This window comes from Plantactinospora veratri (genome assembly GCF_036421995.1).
GTDB lineage: Bacteria > Actinomycetota > Actinomycetes > Mycobacteriales > Micromonosporaceae > Plantactinospora > Plantactinospora veratri.
Genome location: NZ_JAZGQL010000002.1, coordinates 37,158 through 54,869, shown reverse-complemented (window position 1 = coordinate 54,869; position 17,712 = coordinate 37,158). Strand labels below are relative to the sequence as shown.

Here is a 17,712-nt window from a genome sequence, read left to right as displayed (position 1 = left end):
GCACCCGCTATTTGATGCCCAAACTCATGTCCGGCGCTCCGGGCCGGCCCTCGGCGGTGAGGCCGGGAGCCGGCGCGGGAACGCCAGGAACCGTTACTTCGAGTAGAGCTCGACGATCAGCTGCTCCTGGACCTGGGTGTCGATGACACCCCGGGCCGGAAGCGAGTGGATCAGCACCTTCATCTGGCTGGGGATCGCCTCCAGCCAGGCCGGCACCGTCTTCGAGCCGGCCTCGGCCTGCGCCACGATGAACGGCGTCAGCTCCTTGGACTTGGCCCGGACCTCGACGATGTCGTGCTCCTTCACCCGGTACGACGGGATGTCGACCTTGCGGCCGTTCACCGTCAGGTGGCCGTGCTTGACGAGCTGCCGCGCGTGGTCGCGCGACTTCGCCAGGCCGGCCCGGTAGACCACGTTGTCGAGCCGCGACTCGAGGATCTGCAGGAGGATCTCGCCGGTCTTGCCCTTCTTGGCGACGGCCTCCTCGTAGTACCCCCGGAACTGCTTCTCCAGCACGCCGTAGACACGGCGGGCCTTCTGCTTCTCACGGAGCTGGAGCAGGTATTCCGTCTCCTTGGTGCGGCCCCGGCCGTGCTGCCCGGGCGGGAACGGCCGGGACTCGAACGGGCACTTCGGGCCATCGCACTTGCTGCCCTTGAGGAACAGCTTCATCTTCTCCCGACGGCAACGGCGGCAGTCGGCACCGGTGTAACGAGCCATGTTCTTCGTCTACCTCTCAGACCCGACGACGCTTCGGCGGACGGCACCCGTTGTGCGGCTGCGGCGTGACGTCGGCGATCTGGCCGACCTCCAGACCGACGGCCTGCAGCGAACGGATGGCGGTCTCCCGGCCGGAACCGGGGCCCTTGACGAACACGTCGACCTTGCGCATGCCGTGCTCCATGGCCCGACGCGCGGCGGCCTCGGCGGCGAGCTGCGCGGCGAACGGAGTCGACTTGCGGGAACCCTTGAAGCCCACCTGGCCGGCGGAGGCCCAGGAGATGACGGCACCGGTCGGGTCCGTGATGGAGACGATGGTGTTGTTGAACGTGCTCTTGATGTGCGCCTGCCCGTGGGCGACGTTCTTGCGTTCCTTGCGCCGGACCTTCTTTACGGCGGCCCCGGCGCGAGCCTTCGGTGGCATAAGTCTGTGCGCTCCTAGTTGACTTTCCGGCTCGGGTTCGAGTCCGGCCTACCTCGGCGGAGATCGACCCGAATTCCGGTTCAGCTCTACTTCTTGCCGGGCTTCTTCTTGCCGGCGACGGTCCGCTTCGGGCCCTTCCGGGTCCGGGCGTTGGTCCGGGTCCGCTGACCACGGACGGGCAGACCCCGGCGGTGCCGGATGCCCGCGTAGCAGCCGATCTCGACCTTGCGGCGGATGTCAGCGGCGACCTCGCGGCGCAGGTCGCCTTCTACCTTGTAGTTGGCCTCGATGTGGTTCCGGAGCTGGACCAGCTCCTCGTCCGTGAGGTCCTTGGCGCGCTTGTCGGGGGAGATGCCGGTGGCGGCGAGCGTCTCGGCCGCGCGGGTCCGACCGACCCCGAAAATGTAGGTGAGCGCGATCTCCAGCCGCTTTTCGCGGGGAAGATCGACGCCGGCTAGCCGTGCCATGTGCGGGCGTACTCCTCGGATTTCTTGCGGAGGTCTTTACCCGTCCCATCCCGCCTGCCCAAACCTGCGGGCCCCGGCCTCCGACCGGGGGTCGGCCACGACTGCGTTCTCGCTGGGCGATCTCGCGCTCGCGGCTGGGACGAGCTTGTGTTGTTGTACGGAATCTGCGGTCGGAACCCACCGTCGACGCCGCCGGCACTCACCGGCGGCGGCTGCGGATCAGCCCTGACGCTGCTTGTGGCGCGGGTCGGTGCAGATGACCATGACCCGGCCGTGCCGGCGGATCACCCGGCACTTGTTGCAGATCCTCTTGACGCTCGGCTTGACCTTCACGGTTGCCTTACTTTCCCATCTGTGCCCGGCAGCGCGCTGACGCCGTCGAGTCTTGAGGACGGACACGGACACCCGGCCGTCGTCAGACAGTGCACGTACTCCGGACCGGCGAGCGGCCCGGCGACGTTCACTTGTAGCGGTAGACGATGCGCCCTCGGGTCAGGTCGTACGGCGAGAGTTCGACGACGACCCGGTCCTCGGGCAGGATGCGGATGTAGTGCTGCCGCATCTTGCCGCTGATGTGAGCCAGCACCTTGTGGCCGTTGGCGAGTTCCACCCGGAACATGGCGTTCGGGAGTGGCTCGATCACTCGACCCTCGATCTCGATGGCTCCGTCTTTTTTCGGCATGTCCTCCGCTGTCCTGACGTCGGTTACTCCGGACGGCTCACAACGCCTTTCCCGGATGGAGAACATCCGAGCCAGCCGCGGCTCCGGCCCCACCGAAGCGCGGGTGGGCATGCCGGAGTGGACGCTGTGCGCCGATCAGCCAGTGTACGCGCGCCCGCACGCCAGCGCCAACCCGGGGACTCCCGGGTCGTCGGATCGGACGAACGCGACTATATCAGGCGGGTTCCCCCTGGCCGGCCTGCTCGTCCCGGCGGCGTTTCCGCTCCTCGATCCGGGCCCGCTTCTCGATCTTCGCCCGCTCCCTCGCGGCCTGCTTCGCCGCCTGCTTGGCGGCCCAGCGCTGCGGCTCCCCCTTCGCCAGCCCGGTGACCGTGCCGACCAGCAGCAGCGCGCCCAGCGGTCCCGCCACCCAACCCGGCCAGAAGTAGAGGAAGTCGCTCGCCAGTACCGAGGTGACCGCCCAGATCGCCACCACCACGCCGACCAGGCCGAGATAGCCGTCCCAGGTGTCGGCCAGCCAGGCCCGGGTGGCGCCCGGATAGCGGCCGTCGGGTCCGGGGCGGAACACCGGATGCTTCGGGTCGGTCGGCACCAACTGGGCCTGGTCGACCGGCACCGTGCCCGGCAGGTCGGTGAGCAGCCCGTCGAGGTCGGCGTAGGTCTTCGCGGCGTACGCCCGCTGCAGCCGCTCGTCGTACTCGCCCAGGTCGAGACGGCCCTCGTTCAGGGCCTGCCGGAGCTGGTCGGCCACGGCCGTGCGATCGGAGTCCGCAGCGCGCATCTGGTCCCGCCGGTCCATGACTAGAGGATGCCATCACGGGTCCAGCCCGCCCACCCCCTGCGACCCGGAGGTGGCCGTCAGCCGGGGGACGACGTGGCCGGCTCCCGGGCGGTAACCAGGTCACCGAGCCGGGCCCGACCGCCGTCCGGCGCGGTCAGCACCCAGACACCGTCGTCCAGCAGCGCCATCGTGTGCTCGACGTGGGCCGCGACCGACCCGTCCCGGCTGATCACCGTCCAGCCGTCGTCCAGCTCCACCGTCCGGGGCGAGCCCATGGTCACCATCGGCTCGATCGCCAGCGCCATCCCCGGCACCAGCCGGGGGCCACGCCCGGGGCGGCCGTGGTTGAGCACGTGCGGGTCCTGGTGCATCTCGGTGCCGATGCCGTGCCCGCCGTACCCCTCGACGATGCCGTACCGGCCGGCGGCGCGGACCGCGCGCTCCACCGCGTACGAGATGTCGGTCAGCCGGCCACGACCGCTGAGCATGCCGCGCGCCGCGGCCCGGATCCCCGCCCACATCGCGTCCTCGGCGGCCTCGGCCATCCGGAGCAGTTCCGGACGGACCTCGCCGACCCCGACCGTGATCGCAGCGTCGCCGTGCCAGCCGTCGAGGATGGCCCCGCAGTCGATCGAGATCAGGTCTCCGTCCCGGAGCACCTGGGTCGGCGCCGGGATGGCGTGCACGATCTGCTCGTTGACCGACGAGCAGATCGACGCCGGATAGCCGTGGTAGCCCTTGAACGAGGGGATGCCGCCGGCCTCCCGGATCACCGACTCGGCGATCGCGTCGAGATCGGCGGTGGAGACGCCGGGAGCCACGGCCGCGCGCATCCGCTCCAGGGCCGCCGCGACGACGAGCCCGGCAGCGCGCATCAGCTCGATCTGCTCCGGGGTCTTCAGCTGGATGTCCAGCTGGGGTCGGCGCATGGTGCCCAGCCTATCCGCCGTACGACCGCAGGGCGTCGATAGCCCGGACGGTGACGTCCTCCACCGGCCCGGTGGCGTCGATGCCGACCAGCTTGCCCTGCGCACCGTAGTAGTCGATCAACGGTGCGGTCTTGCTGGCGTACTCGCGTAGCCGCTCGGCGATCGTCTCGGCCTTGTCGTCGTCCCGCTGGAACAGCTCGCCGCCACACCGGTCGCAGACACCCGCCACGGAGGGGGCGTCGAACTCGATGTGCCAGACCTTCTCGCAGCCCCGGCAGGTGCGCCGGCCGGAGAGCCGCCGGATGACCTCGTCGTCGTCGACGACCAGCTCCATGACCAGATCCAGGGCGGTGCCGAGATCAGCGAGCAGCTTGTCCAGCGCTGCGGCCTGCGGGGTCGTCCGAGGGAATCCGTCGAGCAGGAATCCCTCGGCCGCGTCCGGGCGGGCGAGCCGGTCCCGGACCATGTTGATCGTCACCTCGTCGGGCACCAGCTTGCCGGCATCCATGTAGCGCTTCGCCTCGACACCGAGTGGGGTGCCCTGCGACACGTTGGCCCGGAAGATGTCCCCTGTCGAGATCTTGGGCACGGCGAGGTGGGCGGCGATGAACTCGGCCTGGGTCCCCTTGCCCGCCCCGGGGGGACCGACCAGAACGAGTCGCATCTACCGCAGGAACCCTTCGTAGTTCCGCTGCATGAGCTGGCTCTCGATCTGCTTCACGGTCTCCAGCCCGACACCGACCATGATCAGCACCGCGACACCGCCGAACGGGAAGTTCTGGTACTGCTGGCTGTCCAGCCAGATGAAGAAGAAGTTCGGCAGGATCGAGATCAGGCCCAGGTAGAGCGCACCGGGAAGGGTGATCCGGCTCAGGATGAAGTCCAGGTAGTCGGCGGTCGGCTTGCCGGGCCGGATGCCCGGGACGAACCCGCCGTACTTCTTCATGTTGTCCGCGACCTCGGTCGGGTTGAACGTGATCGAGACGTAGAAGTACGTGAAGAAGATGATCAGCAGGAAGTAGACGCTGATGTAGGTCGGGCTGTCCGGCTGCACCAGGTGGTTCTGCACCCAGGATTGCCAGTCGTTCAGGTTGTTCTGGTCGAAGAACTGGAGCAGCAGCGACGGCAGGTAGAGCAGCGACGACGCGAAGATGACCGGGATCACACCCGCCTGGTTCACCTTCAGCGGGATGTAGGTGGAGGTGCCGCCGTACATCCGCCGGCCGATCATGCGCTTGGCGTACTGCACCGGGATCCGGCGCTGGGCCTGCTCGATGAAGACGACCGCGGTGATGACCACCAGGACCAGGACCAGGACCAGGCCGAACATGCCCCAGCCCTTGTTGTTCTTGATGGTCCAGCCCTCGCTGGGCAGCCGGGCGGCGATCGAGGTGAAGATCAGCACGGACATGCCGTTGCCGACGCCGCGGTCGGTGATCAGCTCGCCGAGCCACATCACCACACCGGTACCGGCGGTCATCGTGATCACCAGGACGGTCACGGTCAGCCAGGTCGGCAGGCCGGTGCCCTCCGGGATGATCGGGAACTCCTGGCACATCCCGTTGAAGAGCTGGCCGGAACGGGCCAGTGCCACGAACGCCGAGGCCTGCAGGATGCCCAGGCCGAGGGTGAGGTAGCGGGTGTACTGCGTGATCTTCGCCTGACCGGCCTGACCCTCCTTGCGGAGCTGCTCCAACCGCGGGATGACCACGGTGAGCAGCTGCAGGATGATCGAGGCGGTGATGTAGGGCATGATGCCCAGCGCGAAGACCGACAGTGAGAGCAGCGCACCGCCGGAGAAGAGGTTGAGCAGGTTGAAGACGCCGTTGCCCTCACCCGACTCCATGGTCTGGATGCACTGCTGCACGTTGCCGTAGGAGACGCCCGGGCTGGGCAGCGTCGCACCGAGCCGGTAGACCGCGATGATGCCTACTGTGAACAGCAGCTTCTTGCGCAGGTCAGGCGTGCGGAACGCACTGAGAAAGGCGGAGAGCAACTTCTTCCTCCTGCGCGAGGCGGCCGCCGGTGGTTCATGGCGGGACGGGGTGGTTGTCGGGCGATCGACCCGATACCCATAGCTGGGATCGGACTCTAACAGTCCGGCGCGCTCCCGGGCAGATCCACCCGGGGAGCATTCACCGTTTCCGATGTTAACGGGATCGATGGACCCCGAGTAGGTCGTGGCGCCCGCCAGTTGCCATCAACTGGGCGAGCGCCTCGACCGCGACGTCCTACAGCTCCGTCACCGAGCCGCCGGCAGCGGTGATCTTCTCCTTGGCCGACGCACTGAACGCGTGCGCCGACACCTGGAGGGCGACCCCGCCCAGCTCCCCGGTACCGAGAACCTTCACCGGCTGGCCCTTGCGGACGGCGCCGGCCTGGACCAGCTCCTGCGGACCAACCTGGCCGCCCTCCGGGAACAGCTCGGCGAGCCGGTCCAGGTTGACGACCTGGAACACGACCTTGAACTTGTTCTTGAAGCCCTTCAGCTTCGGCAGCCGCATGTGGATGGGCATCTGCCCACCCTCGAACGCCGCCGAGATGTTCTTCCGGGCCTTGGAACCCTTGGTACCGCGACCGGCGGTCTTCCCCTTCGAGCCCTCACCGCGACCCACCCGGGTCTTCTCGGTCTTCGCTCCGGGGGCCGGGCGCAGGTGGTGGACCTTGATCGTCATTACTCGACCTCCTCGACCTTCACGAGGTGGCTCACGGTGAAGATCATGCCCCGAATCTCGGGACGGTCCTCCTTGACCACCACGTCGTTGATCCGCTTGAGACCGAGCGACCGCAGCGACTCGCGCTGGTTGTGCTTGGTCCCGATCCCGGACCGGACCTGGGTCACCTTCAGGCGTGCCATCAGGCCGTCACCCCCGCCTGGGCCGCCAGCATGGCGGCCGGGGCGACGTCCTCGACCGGCAGGCCCCGACGCTTCGCGACCGCCTCCGGCGACTCCAGCCCCTTCAGGGCCGCAACCGTGGCGTGCACGATGTTGATCGGGTTGGACGAGCCGAGGCTCTTGGAGAGCACGTCGTGGATGCCCGCGCACTCCAGTACGGCCCGGACCGGACCACCGGCGATGACACCCGTACCGGCGCTGGCCGGCTTGAGCAGCACCACACCGGCGGCGTCCTCACCCGTGACCGGGTGCGGGATCGAAGCACCGATCCGGGGCACCTTGAAGAAGTGCTTCTTGGCCTCCTCGACACCCTTGGCGATCGCCGCGGGCACCTCCTTGGCCTTTCCGTAGCCCACACCGACCGTGCCGTCGCCGTCGCCCACGATCACCAGGGCGGTGAAGCTGAAGCGACGACCACCCTTCACGACCTTGGCAACCCGGTTGATGGCGACGACCCGCTCAAGATGCGGCGTCTTCTCGGCGGGCGCGTTTCCGCGACCGCCCTCACGGCGGTTGTCGCGGCGACCACCCTCGTTGCCACCGGACCCGCCGCCACGGCGCTGTTGACCTGGCATCAGCAGCCTTCCTCTCTCCTCGTGACGGGGTTTAGAACTCGAGCCCGGCTTCGCGGGCCGCGTCGGCCAGTGCGGCGATCCGCCCCGCGTACTGGTTGCCACCGCGGTCGAAGACGACCTTGGAGATCCCGGCGGCCTTGGCCCGCTCGGCGACGAGCGCACCGACCTTGCCGGCCAGGGCGCTCTTGTCGCCCTCGGCCCCCCGGATCGAGTCGTCCATGGTCGAGGCGTAGACCAGCGTGTGGCCCCGGCCGTCGTCCACGATCTGCGCGGTGATGTGCCGCAGCGAGCGGGTGACCACGAGACGCGGCCGCTCGGCGGTACCGGTAACGGTCTTGCGGACCCGGAAGTGCCGACGCGCCCGCCCGACGGCGCGCTTGGCGGCGACCCCGCGGCGACGCTTGAGCAGTGTGGCGGTCACTTCTTACCTGCCTTTCCGGCCTTGCGACGAATCACTTCGCCCTGGTACTTGACGCCCTTGCCCTTGTACGGCTCCGGCGGACGAATCTTCCGGATGTTGGCGGCGACCTCGCCGACCTGCTGCTTGTCGATGCCGGCCACGTGGAACAGGGTCGGCCGCTCGACGGTGAAGGTGATCCCGGCCGGGGCCTTCACCTGCACCGGGTGCGAGAACCCGAGCGCGAACTCCAGGTCGCTGCCCTTGGCGGTGACCCGGTAACCGGTACCGGCGATCTCCAGGGTCTTGCGGTAGCCCTCGGTCACCCCGACGATCATGTTCGCCACCAGGGTACGGCTCAGGCCGTGCAGTTCCTTGGCCTTGCGCTCGTCGTTCGGCCGGTTGACGTGCAGCTCGCCGCCCTCGCCCCGCTCGGCCGTGATCGGCTCGGCGAGGGTGTGCGACAGTTCGCCCTTCGGCCCCTTGACCTTGACGGTCGACCCGTCGATGGTCACCTCGACGCCGGACGGCACCGGGATCGACTTACGTCCAATACGCGACATTTCTCTCTGTCTCCCGTTACCAGACGAAGGCGAGGACTTCCCCGCCAACGCTCCGCTTGCGGGCCTGCCGGTCGGTCAGCAGCCCCTGGGACGTCGAAATGATCGCCACGCCCAGTCCACCGAGCACCCGCGGGAGCCCGTCCGACTTGGCGTACACCCGGAGGCCGGGCTTGGACACGCGCTTGATGCCGGCCAGGCTCCGCTCCCGGTTCTGGCCGTACTTCAGCTCGACGACCAGTCGCTTGCCGACGACGCCCTCCTCGGGCTCCTCGACAGCCCAGGTGGCGATGTAGCCCTCGGACTTGAGGACCTCGGCGATGTTCGCCTTGATCTTCGAGTAGGGCATCGTCACCCGGTCGTGGTACGCCTGGTTGGCGTTACGCAGACGCGTCAGCATGTCTGCGATCGGGTCGGTCATCGTCATGGATCTCGTCAGCCTTTCTCGCCGGGGTTCCCGGGGCAGTGGCCCGGGCCTTCGGCGTTGCGATCCTCGCCCCGGATATCGGTCGGGACGTGGCTGGGCCCAAAGCGGGTGGCGTCGCGGTCCTCACTCCGCCACCCACGGATGGGGCGCAGTGTCACCAGGAAGCCTTCGACACGCCGGGCAGCTCACCACGGTGGGCCATCTCCCGGATGCAGACCCGGCAGAGGCCGAACTTGCGGTAGACCGCCTTCGGCCGCCCGCAACGCTGGCAGCGGGTGTACGCGCGAACCGAGAACTTCGGCTTCGCGGCGGCCTTGAGGATCAGCGCCTTCTTCGCCATATCAGTCCTCAGTTCTCCTTGAACGGGAAGCCCAGGAGCTTGAGCAGCGCCCGGCCCTCGTCGTCGGTCTTGGCGGTGGTCACCACCGTGATGTCCATGCCCCGTACGCGGTCGATCCGGTCCTGGTCGATCTCGTGGAACACCGACTGCTCGGTCAGGCCGAACGTGTAGTTGCCGTTCCCGTCGAGCTTGCGCCCGTCCAGACCGCGGAAGTCCCGGATCCGGGGCAGCGCGATGGAGAGCAGCCGGTCCAGGAACTCCCACATCCGGTCGCCGCGCAGGGTCACCTTGGCACCGATCGGCATGCCCTCGCGGAGCTTGAACTGCGCGATGGACTTGCGGGCCCGGCGGACCTGCGGCTTCTGGCCGGAAATGGTGGCCAGGTCGCGTACGGCGCCGTCGATCAGCTTCGCGTCCCGGGCCGCCTCGCCGACACCCATGTTGACGACGATCTTGACCAGTCCGGGCACCTGCATCGGGTTGCCGTACTGGAACTGCTCGCGGAGCTGACCCGCGATCTCTTCGCGGTACCGCTGCTTGAGCCGGGGCAGCGTCTTGGTCTCGGTTGCCGTCATCACAGGTCCTTACCGGTGCTACGCGCGATGCGGACCTTCTGGCCGCCCTCGTCGATCCGGTACCCGACCCGCGTCGGGTTGCCGTCGGAGTCCACGACCATCACGTTCGAGACGTGGATCGCGGCCTCCTGGGTGACGATGCCGCCGGTCTTCGCACCGCGCTGGGTGGTGCGGATGCGGGTGTGCTTCTTGACCCGGTTCACGCCCTCGACCAGGACCTTGTCCTGCCGCGGGTAGGCCGCGATGACCTTGCCCTTGGCACCCTTGTCCTTGCCGGCGATGACGATGACCGTGTCGCCCTTCTTGACCTTCACGGTTTACAACACCTCCGGCGCGAGCGAGATGATCTTCATGAACCGCTTGTCCCGCAGCTCACGGCCAACCGGGCCAAAGATACGGGTACCTCGCGGGTCGCCACCATCCTTGATGATCACGGCCGCGTTCTCGTCGAATCGGATGTACGAGCCGTCCGGCCGCCGCTTCTCCTTCGCGGTGCGGACGACGACCGCCTTGACGACGTCGCCCTTCTTCACACCGGCACCGGGAATGGCGTCCTTGACCGTGGCCACGATGACGTCGCCGATGCCCGCGTAGCGCCGACCGGAGCCACCGAGCACCCGGATGCACAGGATCTCCCGGGCACCCGTGTTGTCGGCGACGCGCAGTCGCGACTCCTGCTGAATCACGTCTATCTCCTATGTCTGCCAGTTCTCAGCCGGCGGTTCATCCGGCCTGCCTTCGTCGACCGAAGTCCCGTGCCGGCTGAGCTTGGCGGAACCCTGAGCCTGCGGTACGGCTCTTACTTGGCCTTCTCGAGGATCTCCACGACCCGCCACCGCTTGGTGGCGGAGAGTGGACGGGTCTCCATGAGCAACACCCGGTCGCCCACGCCGCACGCGTTCTGCTCGTCGTGCGCCTTCAGCTTGCTGGTGCGGCGCATGACCTTGCCGTACAGCGCGTGCTTGACCCGGTCCTCGACCTCGACGACCACGGTCTTTTCCATCTTGTCGCTCACCACGAGGCCCTCCCGGACCTTGCGCTGAGCCCGCGCCTGCGCGGTGGTGGTGGTCTCGTCACTCATGATGCAGTCACCTCAGTCGGCGCGGCCGAAAGCCCAAGCTCGCGCTCACGCATGATCGTGTAGATCCGGGCGATCTCCCGGCGGATGACCTGGAGCCGGCGGTTGTTGTCCAGCTGACCGGTCGCCGACTGGACACGGAGGTTGAACAGCTCCGCCTTGGCCTCCCGGAGCCGGCTGACCAGCTCCTCCTCGGAGAGCTCACGCAGCTCGCTGGCCTTCACGCCCGCGGCCATCAGCTTTCACCCACTTCGCGCGTCACAATGCGGCACTTCATCGGGAGCTTGTGGATCGCGCGACGCATCGCCTCTCGCGCGATCTGCTCGTTGGGGAAGGACATCTCGAAGAGCACCCGCCCCGGCTTGATGTTGGCCACCCACCACTCGGGCGAACCCTTACCGGAACCCATCCGGGTTTCGGCCGGCTTCTTGGTCAGGGCCTGGTCCGGGAAGACGGTGATCCAGACCTTGCCACCACGCTTGATGTGCCGGGTCATCGCGATACGCGCCGCTTCGATCTGCCGGTTGGTCAGGTACGCGGACTCGAGCGCCTGGATTCCGAACTCGCCGAACACCACCCGGGTGCCACCCTTCGCCGCGCCGTGGCGGTCGGGGTGGTGCGGCTTGCGGAAGCCCTTCGGGGGCTTGCGCGGCATCAGCATCTGTCAGCCCTCCTGCGCTGAGCTGTCCGTTCCGGCGGAACCCGCCGGAGTCGCCGCGGCGGTAGCCGGCGCGGCGGTGTCGTTCGTCGCCTCGGCGGGCGTACCGGAGATCTCCGCGGCCGCCGCCCGGCCCGCCTCGGTACCGCCGGCAGTGGTGCCGGAGGAGCCGGAACGGCCACGACGCGGCCGGTCGGGACGGTCGCCCCGCTCGCGGCGCGGACGCGCCGGACCGGTCTCGGCCGGTGCCTCCCGACCGGGTACGGCGTCGCCCTTGTAGATCCAGACCTTCACGCCGATCCGGCCGAAGGTGGTCCGGGCCTCGAAAAAGCCGTACTCGATGTTGGCCCGCAGCGTGTGCAGCGGCACCCGACCCTCGCGGTAGAACTCGGTACGGCTCATCTCGGCGCCGCCGAGCCGGCCGGAGACCTGCACCCGGATGCCCCGCACGATCGGGTTCTTCATCGCGGACTGCATGGCCTTACGCATCGCCCGCCGGAAGCTGACCCGGCTGGAGAGCTGCTCGGCCACGCCCTGCGCGACGAGCTGCGCGTCCGACTCCGGGCTCTTCACCTCAAGGATGTTGAGCTGCACCTGCTTGCCGGTCAGCTTCTCCAGCTCGCCACGGATGCGGTCCGCCTCGGCGCCCTTGCGGCCGATGACGATGCCCGGCCGGGCGGTGTGGATGTCGACCCGCACCCGGTCCCGGGTCCGCTCGATGTCGACCTTGGAGATGCCGGCCCGCTCCAGGCCCTTGGACATCATCCGCCGGATCTTGACGTCCTCGGCGATGTAGTCCTTGTAGAGCTTGTCCGCGTACCAGCGGGACTTCCAGTCGGTCGAGATGCCGAGCCGGAACCCGTGCGGGTGAACCTTCTGCCCCATTACTCGGCACCCTCCGTCTTGCTCTGCGTTTCCGCGCCCTCGGTCGCCGTCTCGGTCGCGGCCGGCTCGGTCGACTTGGTCGCCTTGGCCGGAGCGGCCTTCTTCGCCGCACCCCGCCCAGCCGGGGTCGTCGGCGCCACGGCCTCCACCACGATGGTGATGTGGCAGGTCCGCTTGCGGATCCGGTACGCCCGGCCCTGCGCCCGCGGCTGGAACCGCTTCATCGTCGGGCCCTCGTCCACGAACGCCTCGCTGACGAGCAGCGCGTCGGGGTCCAGCCGCTCGTTGTTCTCCGCGTTGGCGATCGCGCTCGCGAGCACCTTGTAAACCTGCTCACTCGCCGCCTGCGGCGCGAACTGCAGCACCGTGAGCGCCTCCTTCGCGGGCAGACCGCGGACGAGGTTGACCACCCGGCGCGCCTTGGTCGGCGAGATGCGCACGTGTCGCGCAACCGCCCGCGCGCCCGGAAGCACCGGAGCGTCGCCCTTTACTGGCATCGCTGAAACCCCTTGATCCTTTATCCGTGGTCGGCGCTCAGCGCCGGCGGCTCTTCCGGTCGTCCTTCTCGTGACCCTTGAACGTGCGGGTCAGCGCAAACTCACCGAGCTTGTGCCCGACCATCGCCTCGGTGATGAACACCGGGACGTGCTTGCGCCCGTCGTGCACGGCGATCGTGTGCCCGAGCATGTCCGGGATGATCGTCGAACGGCGCGACCAGGTCTTGATGACGTTCTTCGAGCCCTTCTCGTTCTGCGTCTCCACCTTCTTGAGCAGGTGGTCGTCGATGAACGGGCCCTTCTTCAGGCTGCGAGGCATGTCTACCTATCTCCCTTAGCCGCGCTTACGGGTGGCGTAGCGGCGGCGGACGATGAGGCGGTCGCTCGCCTTGCCCTTCTGCCGGGTACGACCCTCGGGCTTACCCTGCGGGTTCACCGGGTGACGACCACCGGAGGTCTTACCCTCACCACCGCCGTGCGGGTGGTCGACCGGGTTCATCGCCACACCACGGACGGTCGGGCGGCGACCCTTCCAGCGCATCCGGCCGGCCTTGCCCCAGTTGATGTTTGACTGGTCGGCGTTGCCGATCTCACCGATGGTGGCCCGGCAGCGCACGTCCACCCGCCGGATCTCACCGGAGGGCATCCGCAGCGTGGCGTACGCCCCCTCCCGGCCCAGCAGCTGGATGCCGACGCCGGCCGAACGGGCCAGCTTGGCGCCACCGCCGGGACGCAGCTCCACCGCGTGGATGGTGGAACCGACCGGGATGTTGCGCAGCGGCAGGTTGTTGCCCGGCTTGATGTCGGCGCCCGGACCGGACTCGACCCGGTCGCCCTGCTTCAGGTCCTTCGGCGCGAGGATGTACCGCTTCTCGCCGTCGAGGTAGTGCAGCAGCGCGATCCGCGCGGTGCGGTTGGGGTCGTACTCGATGTGCGCGACCTTCGCCGGCACGCCGTCCTTGTCGACCCGCTTGAAGTCGATCAGACGGTACTGGCGCTTGTGCCCGCCACCGTGGTGCCGCGTGGTGATCCGGCCGTGGGCGTTACGCCCGCCCTTCTTCGGCAGCGGAACCAGCAGCGACTTCTCCGGGGTGGACCGGGTGATCTCGGCGAAGTCGGCGACGCTGGAGCCACGCCGGCCCGGCGTCGTCGGCTTGTACTTACGGATAGCCATTGTCTATACCCCTCAGCTGACCGGGCCGCCGAAGGCCTCGATACGGTCACCGTCAGCCAGCTTCACCATCGCCCGCTTGGTGTTCTTGCGCTTGCCGTACCCGGTGCGGGTGCGCTTGCGCTTGCCCTCGCGGTTGAGGGTGTTCACCGTCAGGACGCGCACGTCGAAGATCTGCTGAATCGCGATCTTGATGGCGGTCTTGTTGGCGTCCGGGTGCACCAGGAAGGTGTACCAGTTCTTGTTCAGCTCGCTGTAGCTCTTCTCCGAGACGACCGGCGCGAAGATGATGTCTCGCGGGTCGGCGATGGTGCTCACTTCTCGCTCTCCTCACCCTGCGCCCCACCACGGACACCCAGGAACTCGTCCAGGGCCTCCTTGGTGAAGACCACGTCGTCGGCCACCAGCACGTCGTACGTGTTGAGCTGGCTGGCCTCCAGCAGGTGTACCCGGGGCTCGTTGCGCAGCGAGAGCCAGTTCAGCTCGTCGGTGCTGCTGAGCACGACCAACACCCGCTTGGCCTCGGTCGCCTTGCGCAGCGCGGTGAGGGCTGCCTTGGTCGACGGCTTGTCGCCGGAGACGAAGGTCTCGACCACGTGCACCTGACCGCCGCGGGCCCGGTCCGAGAGGGCGCCCCGCAGCGCGGCGGCCTTCATCTTCTTCGGGGTCCGCTGGCTGTAGTCACGCGGGACCGGCCCGTGCACGACGCCACCGCCGGCGAACTGCGGCGCGCGGATCGAACCCTGCCGGGCCCGACCGGTGCCCTTCTGCTTGTACGGCTTCTTGCCGCCACCGGCGACCTCGCCACGGGTCTTGGTCTTGTGCGTGCCCTGCCGCGCGGCGGCGAGCTGGGCGACCACGACCTGGTGCATCAGCGCGATGTTGGCCTGTACGTCGAAGACCTCGGCCGGCAGCTCGACGGAGCCGCTCCTGGTGCCCTCGGCGGTCAGCACGTCAACGGTGGTCATGCCGCACCGCCCTTCTTCGCGACGATCTTGGCAGCCGAGCGGACCAGCACCAGCGCGCCCTTGGGGCCCGGGACGGCGCCGCGGACCAGGAGCAGGTTGTTCTCCGGGTCGACCGCCTGGATGGTGAGGTTCTGCACCGTGTAGCGCGCCCCACCCATCCGGCCGGCCATCCGGGTGCCCTTGAAGACCCGGCCCGGGGTGGCGCAGGCGCCGATCGAACCGGGCGAGCGGTGCTTGCGCTCGACACCGTGGCTGGCGCGCAGACCGTGGAAGCCGTGCCGCTTCATGGGACCGGCGAAGCCCTTGCCCTTGGTGCGGCCGGTCACGTCGATCGGCGTACCGACGGCGAACGCCTCGACGCTGACCTCCTGACCCAGCTCGTAGTCGGCGGCGTCGGTGGTGCGCAGCTCGACGATGTGCCGGCGCGGCGCCACGTTGGCCTTGGCGTAGTGGCCGCTGATCGGCTTCTTGACCTTCCGGGGGTCGACCACGCCGTACGCCAGTTGGACCGCGGAGTAGCCGTCCTTCTCAGCGGTGCGGACCTGGGTGACGACGCACGGTCCGGCCTGCACCACGGTCACCGGGACAACCTTGTTGTTGTCCCAGACCTGGGTCATGCCGAGCTTGGCGCCCAGGATGCCCTTCACTTGCCTGTCCATTAGTCCGGTCCCTACAGCTTGATCTCGATGTCGACGCCAGCCGGCAGGTCGAGGCGCATGAGCGAGTCGACCGTCTTGGGGGTCGGGTCGATGATGTCGATCAGACGCTTGTGCGTGCGCATCTCGAAGTGCTCACGCGAGTCCTTGTACTTGTGCGGCGAACGGATCACGCAGAAACGGTTGATCTCCGTGGGCAGCGGCACCGGGCCCGCGACCTGAGCCCCGGTACGCGTCACCGTCTCAACGATCTTGCGCGCCGAGGAGTCGACCACCTCGTGGTCGTACGCCTTGAGCCGGATGCGGATCTTCTGTCCCGCCATGGTGGCCTCTGTTCCTTCTCTCGCCTTGTCCGTCCCGCCCGCCCGCTCCAGCAGCGGAGCCGCTCTCCCGGAGGGGGAGCGGGATGTTCCATGCCGGGCTCGGGCGCTGCCCAGTTCCCGTGCTGTCCGACCCCCGCGGTCGGGCGTGTCGCACCCCGGGGCCGGACTCCACCCCGGAAAGTCCGAGGCGGTCCCGCCCGTGCGGGAAGTATCGGGGCGCCGGGAATAGATCAACTATCCCCAGACGCCCAGCAAGGGTGGCTGACTGCTGGCAGCCAGCCACCCCGCCGGTACGCAACCTGACCAGTATGCCGTACTACCGCACGGCAACGCTAATCGGGGTTACCTGAATTACTTAATTACTTGACGATCTTCGTGACGAACCCGGCGCCGACCGTCCGGCCGCCCTCGCGGATGGCGAACTTGAGGTTCTCCTCCATCGCGATCGGCTGGATCAGCTTGACCGACATCGTGGTGTTGTCACCCGGCATGACCATCTCGGTGCCCTCGGGCAGCGTGACGACGCCGGTAACGTCCGTGGTCCGGAAGTAGAACTGCGGACGGTAGTTCTGGAAGAACGGGGTGTGCCGGCCACCCTCCTCCTTGGAGAGGATGTAGACGGTCGCCTCGAACTCCGTGTGCGGGGTGGTGGTGCCGGGCTTGACGACCACCATGCCGCGCTCGACGTCCTCGCGCTTGATGCCACGCAGCAGCAGACCGACGTTCTCACCCGCACGGGCCTCGTCGAGCAGCTTGCGGAACATCTCGATACCGGTGCAGACCGTCTTCTGCGACTTCTCGCGGATACCGACGAGCTCCACCTCCTCGTTCGGCTTGAGGATGCCGCGCTCGGCGCGACCGGTCACCACGGTGCCCCGACCGGTGATCGTGAAGACGTCCTCGATCGGCATGAGGAACGGCTTCTCGGTCTCCCGCTCCGGCTGCGGAATGGCGGTGTCGACAGCGCTCATCAGGTCCATGAGCTTGTCGGTCCACTCCGGGTCGCCCTCAAGGGCCTTCAGCGCCGAGACCCGGACGACCGGCAGGTCGTCACCGGGGTACTCCTGCGCCGAGAGCAGCTCGCGGACCTCGAGCTCGACCAGCTCGAGCAGCTCCTCGTCATCGACCATGTCGCTCTTGTTCAGCGCCACGACGATGTAGGGAACGCCGACCTGGCGGGCCAGCAGCACGTGCTCGCGGGTCTGCGGCATCGGGCCGTCGGTCGCCGCGACCACCAGGATCGCGCCGTCCATCTGCGCGGCACCGGTGATCATGTTCTTGATGTAGTCGGCGTGACCGGGGCAGTCGACGTGTGCGTAGTGCCGCGCCTCGGTCTGGTACTCGACGTGTGCGATCGAGATCGTGATGCCCCGGGCCTTCTCCTCCGGCGCCTTGTCGATCTCGTCGAACGGCGTGTACGGGTTGATGTCCGGGTACTTGTCGTGCAGGACCTTGGTGATGGCCGCCGTCAGCGTCGTCTTACCGTGGTCGATGTGACCAATGGTGCCGATGTTGACGTGCGGCTTAGTCCGCTCGAACTTCGCCTTCGCCACTGGTGTCCTCCTGTGGACTTCTTGGTTCGTACGCCCGGCACGCCATTCGGCGCTCAGGACTCTGTCGACAGCCTTTCCGACCGAGGGTTCCCGGCCGGGAAGTCATGTGGGTCTTGCGGCGGTGAAACCTTCAGGCCCGGTCTAGCAGCC

Annotated in this window: 31 protein-coding genes; all 31 read right to left on the bottom strand. The window is 68.1% G+C overall.

What is annotated here, in order from left to right; genetic code table 11:
* Positions 1–93: 93 nt before the first annotated feature.
* The 31 genes from rpsD to tuf all read right to left on the bottom strand — a co-directional run bounded on the left by rpsD (position 94) and on the right by tuf (position 17,562).
* Positions 94–720: a 30S ribosomal protein S4 gene (rpsD, locus tag V1634_RS02935; protein WP_203868102.1), complete on the bottom strand. Its 627-nt coding sequence runs from the start codon at positions 718–720 to the stop codon at positions 94–96.
* A gap of 16 nt (positions 721–736) precedes the next feature.
* Positions 737–1,144 (bottom strand): 30S ribosomal protein S11, encoded by a 408-nt coding sequence (rpsK, locus tag V1634_RS02930; RefSeq protein ID WP_030329919.1) that lies wholly within the window; start codon positions 1,142–1,144, stop codon positions 737–739.
* An 86-nt stretch (positions 1,145–1,230) separates the two neighbouring features.
* A complete protein-coding gene (gene rpsM / locus V1634_RS02925; protein ID WP_278064256.1) occupies positions 1,231–1,611 on the bottom strand; it encodes a 30S ribosomal protein S13 in 381 nt (126 codons plus the stop codon).
* 219 nt (positions 1,612–1,830) lie between these two features.
* Positions 1,831–1,944 (bottom strand): 50S ribosomal protein L36, encoded by a 114-nt coding sequence (gene rpmJ / locus V1634_RS02920; protein ID WP_012184307.1) that lies wholly within the window; start codon positions 1,942–1,944, stop codon positions 1,831–1,833.
* Between the two features lie 127 nt (positions 1,945–2,071).
* Positions 2,072–2,293, bottom strand: a complete 222-nt coding sequence (gene infA / locus V1634_RS02915; RefSeq protein WP_007073013.1) for a translation initiation factor IF-1 — start codon at positions 2,291–2,293, stop codon at positions 2,072–2,074.
* 214 nt (positions 2,294–2,507) lie between these two features.
* Positions 2,508–3,092 carry a DUF1707 SHOCT-like domain-containing protein gene (locus V1634_RS02910; RefSeq protein ID WP_331206165.1) on the bottom strand — a complete coding sequence of 195 codons (585 nt, stop codon included), beginning with the start codon at positions 3,090–3,092 and terminating at the stop codon, positions 2,508–2,510.
* 59 nt (positions 3,093–3,151) lie between these two features.
* Positions 3,152–4,003, bottom strand: coding sequence for a type I methionyl aminopeptidase (map, locus tag V1634_RS02905; RefSeq protein ID WP_331206164.1), 852 nt, complete (start codon positions 4,001–4,003; stop codon positions 3,152–3,154).
* A gap of 10 nt (positions 4,004–4,013) precedes the next feature.
* A complete protein-coding gene (locus tag V1634_RS02900) occupies positions 4,014–4,667 on the bottom strand; it encodes an adenylate kinase (protein ID WP_107260881.1) in 654 nt (217 codons plus the stop codon).
* On the bottom strand, positions 4,668–5,999 hold the full coding sequence (gene secY, locus V1634_RS02895) for a preprotein translocase subunit SecY (RefSeq protein ID WP_331206163.1): 1,332 nt from the start codon (positions 5,997–5,999) through the stop codon (positions 4,668–4,670).
* A gap of 235 nt (positions 6,000–6,234) precedes the next feature.
* Positions 6,235–6,678, bottom strand: a complete 444-nt coding sequence (gene rplO / locus V1634_RS02890; RefSeq protein WP_101368131.1) for a 50S ribosomal protein L15 — start codon at positions 6,676–6,678, stop codon at positions 6,235–6,237.
* Positions 6,678–6,860: a 50S ribosomal protein L30 gene (gene rpmD, locus V1634_RS02885; protein WP_013735939.1), complete on the bottom strand. Its 183-nt coding sequence runs from the start codon at positions 6,858–6,860 to the stop codon at positions 6,678–6,680. Before rpmD ends, rplO begins: the two co-directional genes overlap by 1 nt.
* On the bottom strand, positions 6,860–7,474 hold the full coding sequence (rpsE, locus tag V1634_RS02880) for a 30S ribosomal protein S5 (protein ID WP_101368132.1): 615 nt from the start codon (positions 7,472–7,474) through the stop codon (positions 6,860–6,862). Before rpsE ends, rpmD begins: the two co-directional genes overlap by 1 nt.
* A 31-nt stretch (positions 7,475–7,505) precedes the next feature.
* Positions 7,506–7,895 (bottom strand): 50S ribosomal protein L18, encoded by a 390-nt coding sequence (gene rplR, locus V1634_RS02875; RefSeq protein ID WP_456238608.1) that lies wholly within the window; start codon positions 7,893–7,895, stop codon positions 7,506–7,508.
* Positions 7,892–8,434 carry a 50S ribosomal protein L6 gene (gene rplF / locus V1634_RS02870; protein WP_331206162.1) on the bottom strand — a complete coding sequence of 181 codons (543 nt, stop codon included), beginning with the start codon at positions 8,432–8,434 and terminating at the stop codon, positions 7,892–7,894. The genes rplR and rplF overlap by 4 nt, the downstream gene beginning before the upstream one ends.
* 16 nt (positions 8,435–8,450) lie before the next feature.
* A complete protein-coding gene (gene rpsH, locus V1634_RS02865; RefSeq protein WP_107260889.1) occupies positions 8,451–8,858 on the bottom strand; it encodes a 30S ribosomal protein S8 in 408 nt (135 codons plus the stop codon).
* Between the two features lie 154 nt (positions 8,859–9,012).
* Positions 9,013–9,198, bottom strand: coding sequence for a type Z 30S ribosomal protein S14 (locus V1634_RS02860; RefSeq protein WP_007073023.1), 186 nt, complete (start codon positions 9,196–9,198; stop codon positions 9,013–9,015).
* Positions 9,199–9,206: 8 nt separating this feature from the next.
* A complete protein-coding gene (gene rplE / locus V1634_RS02855; protein ID WP_407951705.1) occupies positions 9,207–9,776 on the bottom strand; it encodes a 50S ribosomal protein L5 in 570 nt (189 codons plus the stop codon).
* Complete coding sequence (gene rplX / locus V1634_RS02850) at positions 9,773–10,087, bottom strand: 50S ribosomal protein L24 (protein ID WP_101368136.1); 315 nt, start codon at positions 10,085–10,087, stop codon at positions 9,773–9,775. Before rplX ends, rplE begins: the two co-directional genes overlap by 4 nt.
* A 3-nt stretch (positions 10,088–10,090) precedes the next feature.
* Positions 10,091–10,459 (bottom strand): 50S ribosomal protein L14, encoded by a 369-nt coding sequence (rplN, locus tag V1634_RS02845; protein ID WP_089244879.1) that lies wholly within the window; start codon positions 10,457–10,459, stop codon positions 10,091–10,093.
* Between the two features lie 113 nt (positions 10,460–10,572).
* Positions 10,573–10,854, bottom strand: coding sequence for a 30S ribosomal protein S17 (gene rpsQ, locus V1634_RS02840; RefSeq protein ID WP_107260893.1), 282 nt, complete (start codon positions 10,852–10,854; stop codon positions 10,573–10,575).
* On the bottom strand, positions 10,851–11,087 hold the full coding sequence (gene rpmC, locus V1634_RS02835; RefSeq protein ID WP_107260894.1) for a 50S ribosomal protein L29: 237 nt from the start codon (positions 11,085–11,087) through the stop codon (positions 10,851–10,853). The genes rpsQ and rpmC overlap by 4 nt, the downstream gene beginning before the upstream one ends.
* Positions 11,087–11,512 carry a 50S ribosomal protein L16 gene (gene rplP / locus V1634_RS02830; protein ID WP_192765393.1) on the bottom strand — a complete coding sequence of 142 codons (426 nt, stop codon included), beginning with the start codon at positions 11,510–11,512 and terminating at the stop codon, positions 11,087–11,089. The genes rpmC and rplP overlap by 1 nt, the downstream gene beginning before the upstream one ends.
* Positions 11,513–11,515: 3 nt before the next feature.
* A complete protein-coding gene (rpsC, locus tag V1634_RS02825; protein WP_331206159.1) occupies positions 11,516–12,394 on the bottom strand; it encodes a 30S ribosomal protein S3 in 879 nt (292 codons plus the stop codon).
* On the bottom strand, positions 12,394–12,891 hold the full coding sequence (gene rplV / locus V1634_RS02820) for a 50S ribosomal protein L22 (RefSeq protein ID WP_331206158.1): 498 nt from the start codon (positions 12,889–12,891) through the stop codon (positions 12,394–12,396). Before rplV ends, rpsC begins: the two co-directional genes overlap by 1 nt.
* 37 nt (positions 12,892–12,928) lie before the next feature.
* On the bottom strand, positions 12,929–13,210 hold the full coding sequence (gene rpsS, locus V1634_RS02815) for a 30S ribosomal protein S19 (protein WP_101368142.1): 282 nt from the start codon (positions 13,208–13,210) through the stop codon (positions 12,929–12,931).
* A 15-nt stretch (positions 13,211–13,225) separates the two neighbouring features.
* Positions 13,226–14,065 carry a 50S ribosomal protein L2 gene (gene rplB / locus V1634_RS02810; protein ID WP_331206157.1) on the bottom strand — a complete coding sequence of 280 codons (840 nt, stop codon included), beginning with the start codon at positions 14,063–14,065 and terminating at the stop codon, positions 13,226–13,228.
* Between the two features lie 12 nt (positions 14,066–14,077).
* Positions 14,078–14,380, bottom strand: coding sequence for a 50S ribosomal protein L23 (rplW, locus tag V1634_RS02805; RefSeq protein WP_101368144.1), 303 nt, complete (start codon positions 14,378–14,380; stop codon positions 14,078–14,080).
* Entirely contained in the window at positions 14,377–15,030 is a 654-nt protein-coding gene (gene rplD, locus V1634_RS02800; protein WP_331206156.1) for a 50S ribosomal protein L4, read from the bottom strand. Before rplD ends, rplW begins: the two co-directional genes overlap by 4 nt.
* Entirely contained in the window at positions 15,027–15,689 is a 663-nt protein-coding gene (gene rplC, locus V1634_RS02795; protein WP_331206155.1) for a 50S ribosomal protein L3, read from the bottom strand. The genes rplD and rplC overlap by 4 nt, the downstream gene beginning before the upstream one ends.
* A gap of 11 nt (positions 15,690–15,700) precedes the next feature.
* The gene (gene rpsJ, locus V1634_RS02790) at positions 15,701–16,009 is read right to left on the bottom strand and encodes a 30S ribosomal protein S10 (RefSeq protein WP_007073037.1); all 309 of its coding nucleotides are present in this window, start codon (positions 16,007–16,009) and stop codon (positions 15,701–15,703) included.
* A 359-nt stretch (positions 16,010–16,368) separates the two neighbouring features.
* The gene (gene tuf / locus V1634_RS02785) at positions 16,369–17,562 is read right to left on the bottom strand and encodes an elongation factor Tu (RefSeq protein ID WP_331206148.1); all 1,194 of its coding nucleotides are present in this window, start codon (positions 17,560–17,562) and stop codon (positions 16,369–16,371) included.
* Positions 17,563–17,712: the final 150 nt, after the last annotated feature.

Bases quoted from the DNA above. Each gene is read 5' to 3' on its own strand.
- rpsH (WP_107260889.1), bottom strand. From the start codon at position 8,858: ATGACGATGACCGACCCGATCGCAGACATGCTGACGCGTCTGCGTAAC.
- rpsD (WP_203868102.1), bottom strand. From the start codon at position 720: ATGGCTCGTTACACCGGTGCCGACTGCCGCCGTTGCCGTCGGGAGAAG.
- rplF (WP_331206162.1), bottom strand. From the start codon at position 8,434: ATGTCGCGTATTGGACGTAAGTCGATCCCGGTGCCGTCCGGCGTCGAG.
- rpsJ (WP_007073037.1), bottom strand. From the start codon at position 16,009: ATGGCGGGACAGAAGATCCGCATCCGGCTCAAGGCGTACGACCACGAG.
- rpsK (WP_030329919.1), bottom strand. From the start codon at position 1,144: ATGCCACCGAAGGCTCGCGCCGGGGCCGCCGTAAAGAAGGTCCGGCGC.
- rplV (WP_331206158.1), bottom strand. From the start codon at position 12,891: ATGCCAGTAAAGGGCGACGCTCCGGTGCTTCCGGGCGCGCGGGCGGTT.
- rplP (WP_192765393.1), bottom strand. From the start codon at position 11,512: ATGCTGATGCCGCGCAAGCCCCCGAAGGGCTTCCGCAAGCCGCACCAC.
- map (WP_331206164.1), bottom strand. From the start codon at position 4,003: ATGCGCCGACCCCAGCTGGACATCCAGCTGAAGACCCCGGAGCAGATC.
- rpsM (WP_278064256.1), bottom strand. From the start codon at position 1,611: ATGGCACGGCTAGCCGGCGTCGATCTTCCCCGCGAAAAGCGGCTGGAG.
- rplD (WP_331206156.1), bottom strand. From the start codon at position 15,030: ATGACCACCGTTGACGTGCTGACCGCCGAGGGCACCAGGAGCGGCTCC.
- rpmD (WP_013735939.1), bottom strand. From the start codon at position 6,860: ATGGCACGCCTGAAGGTGACCCAGGTCCGGTCCGGGATCGGGACCAAG.
- rplB (WP_331206157.1), bottom strand. From the start codon at position 14,065: ATGGCTATCCGTAAGTACAAGCCGACGACGCCGGGCCGGCGTGGCTCC.
- V1634_RS02910 (WP_331206165.1), bottom strand. From the start codon at position 3,092: ATGGACCGGCGGGACCAGATGCGCGCTGCGGACTCCGATCGCACGGCC.
- rplC (WP_331206155.1), bottom strand. From the start codon at position 15,689: ATGGACAGGCAAGTGAAGGGCATCCTGGGCGCCAAGCTCGGCATGACC.
- V1634_RS02860 (WP_007073023.1), bottom strand. From the start codon at position 9,198: ATGGCGAAGAAGGCGCTGATCCTCAAGGCCGCCGCGAAGCCGAAGTTC.
- rpsS (WP_101368142.1), bottom strand. From the start codon at position 13,210: ATGCCTCGCAGCCTGAAGAAGGGCCCGTTCATCGACGACCACCTGCTC.
- rpsE (WP_101368132.1), bottom strand. From the start codon at position 7,474: ATGCCAGGTCAACAGCGCCGTGGCGGCGGGTCCGGTGGCAACGAGGGT.
- rpsC (WP_331206159.1), bottom strand. From the start codon at position 12,394: ATGGGGCAGAAGGTTCACCCGCACGGGTTCCGGCTCGGCATCTCGACC.
- V1634_RS02900 (WP_107260881.1), bottom strand. From the start codon at position 4,667: ATGCGACTCGTTCTGGTCGGTCCCCCCGGGGCGGGCAAGGGGACCCAG.
- rpmC (WP_107260894.1), bottom strand. From the start codon at position 11,087: ATGGCCGCGGGCGTGAAGGCCAGCGAGCTGCGTGAGCTCTCCGAGGAG.
- rpsQ (WP_107260893.1), bottom strand. From the start codon at position 10,854: ATGAGTGACGAGACCACCACCACCGCGCAGGCGCGGGCTCAGCGCAAG.
- rplO (WP_101368131.1), bottom strand. From the start codon at position 6,678: ATGACGATCAAGGTCCACCACCTGCGCCCGGCCCCCGGAGCGAAGACC.
- infA (WP_007073013.1), bottom strand. From the start codon at position 2,293: ATGCCGAAAAAAGACGGAGCCATCGAGATCGAGGGTCGAGTGATCGAG.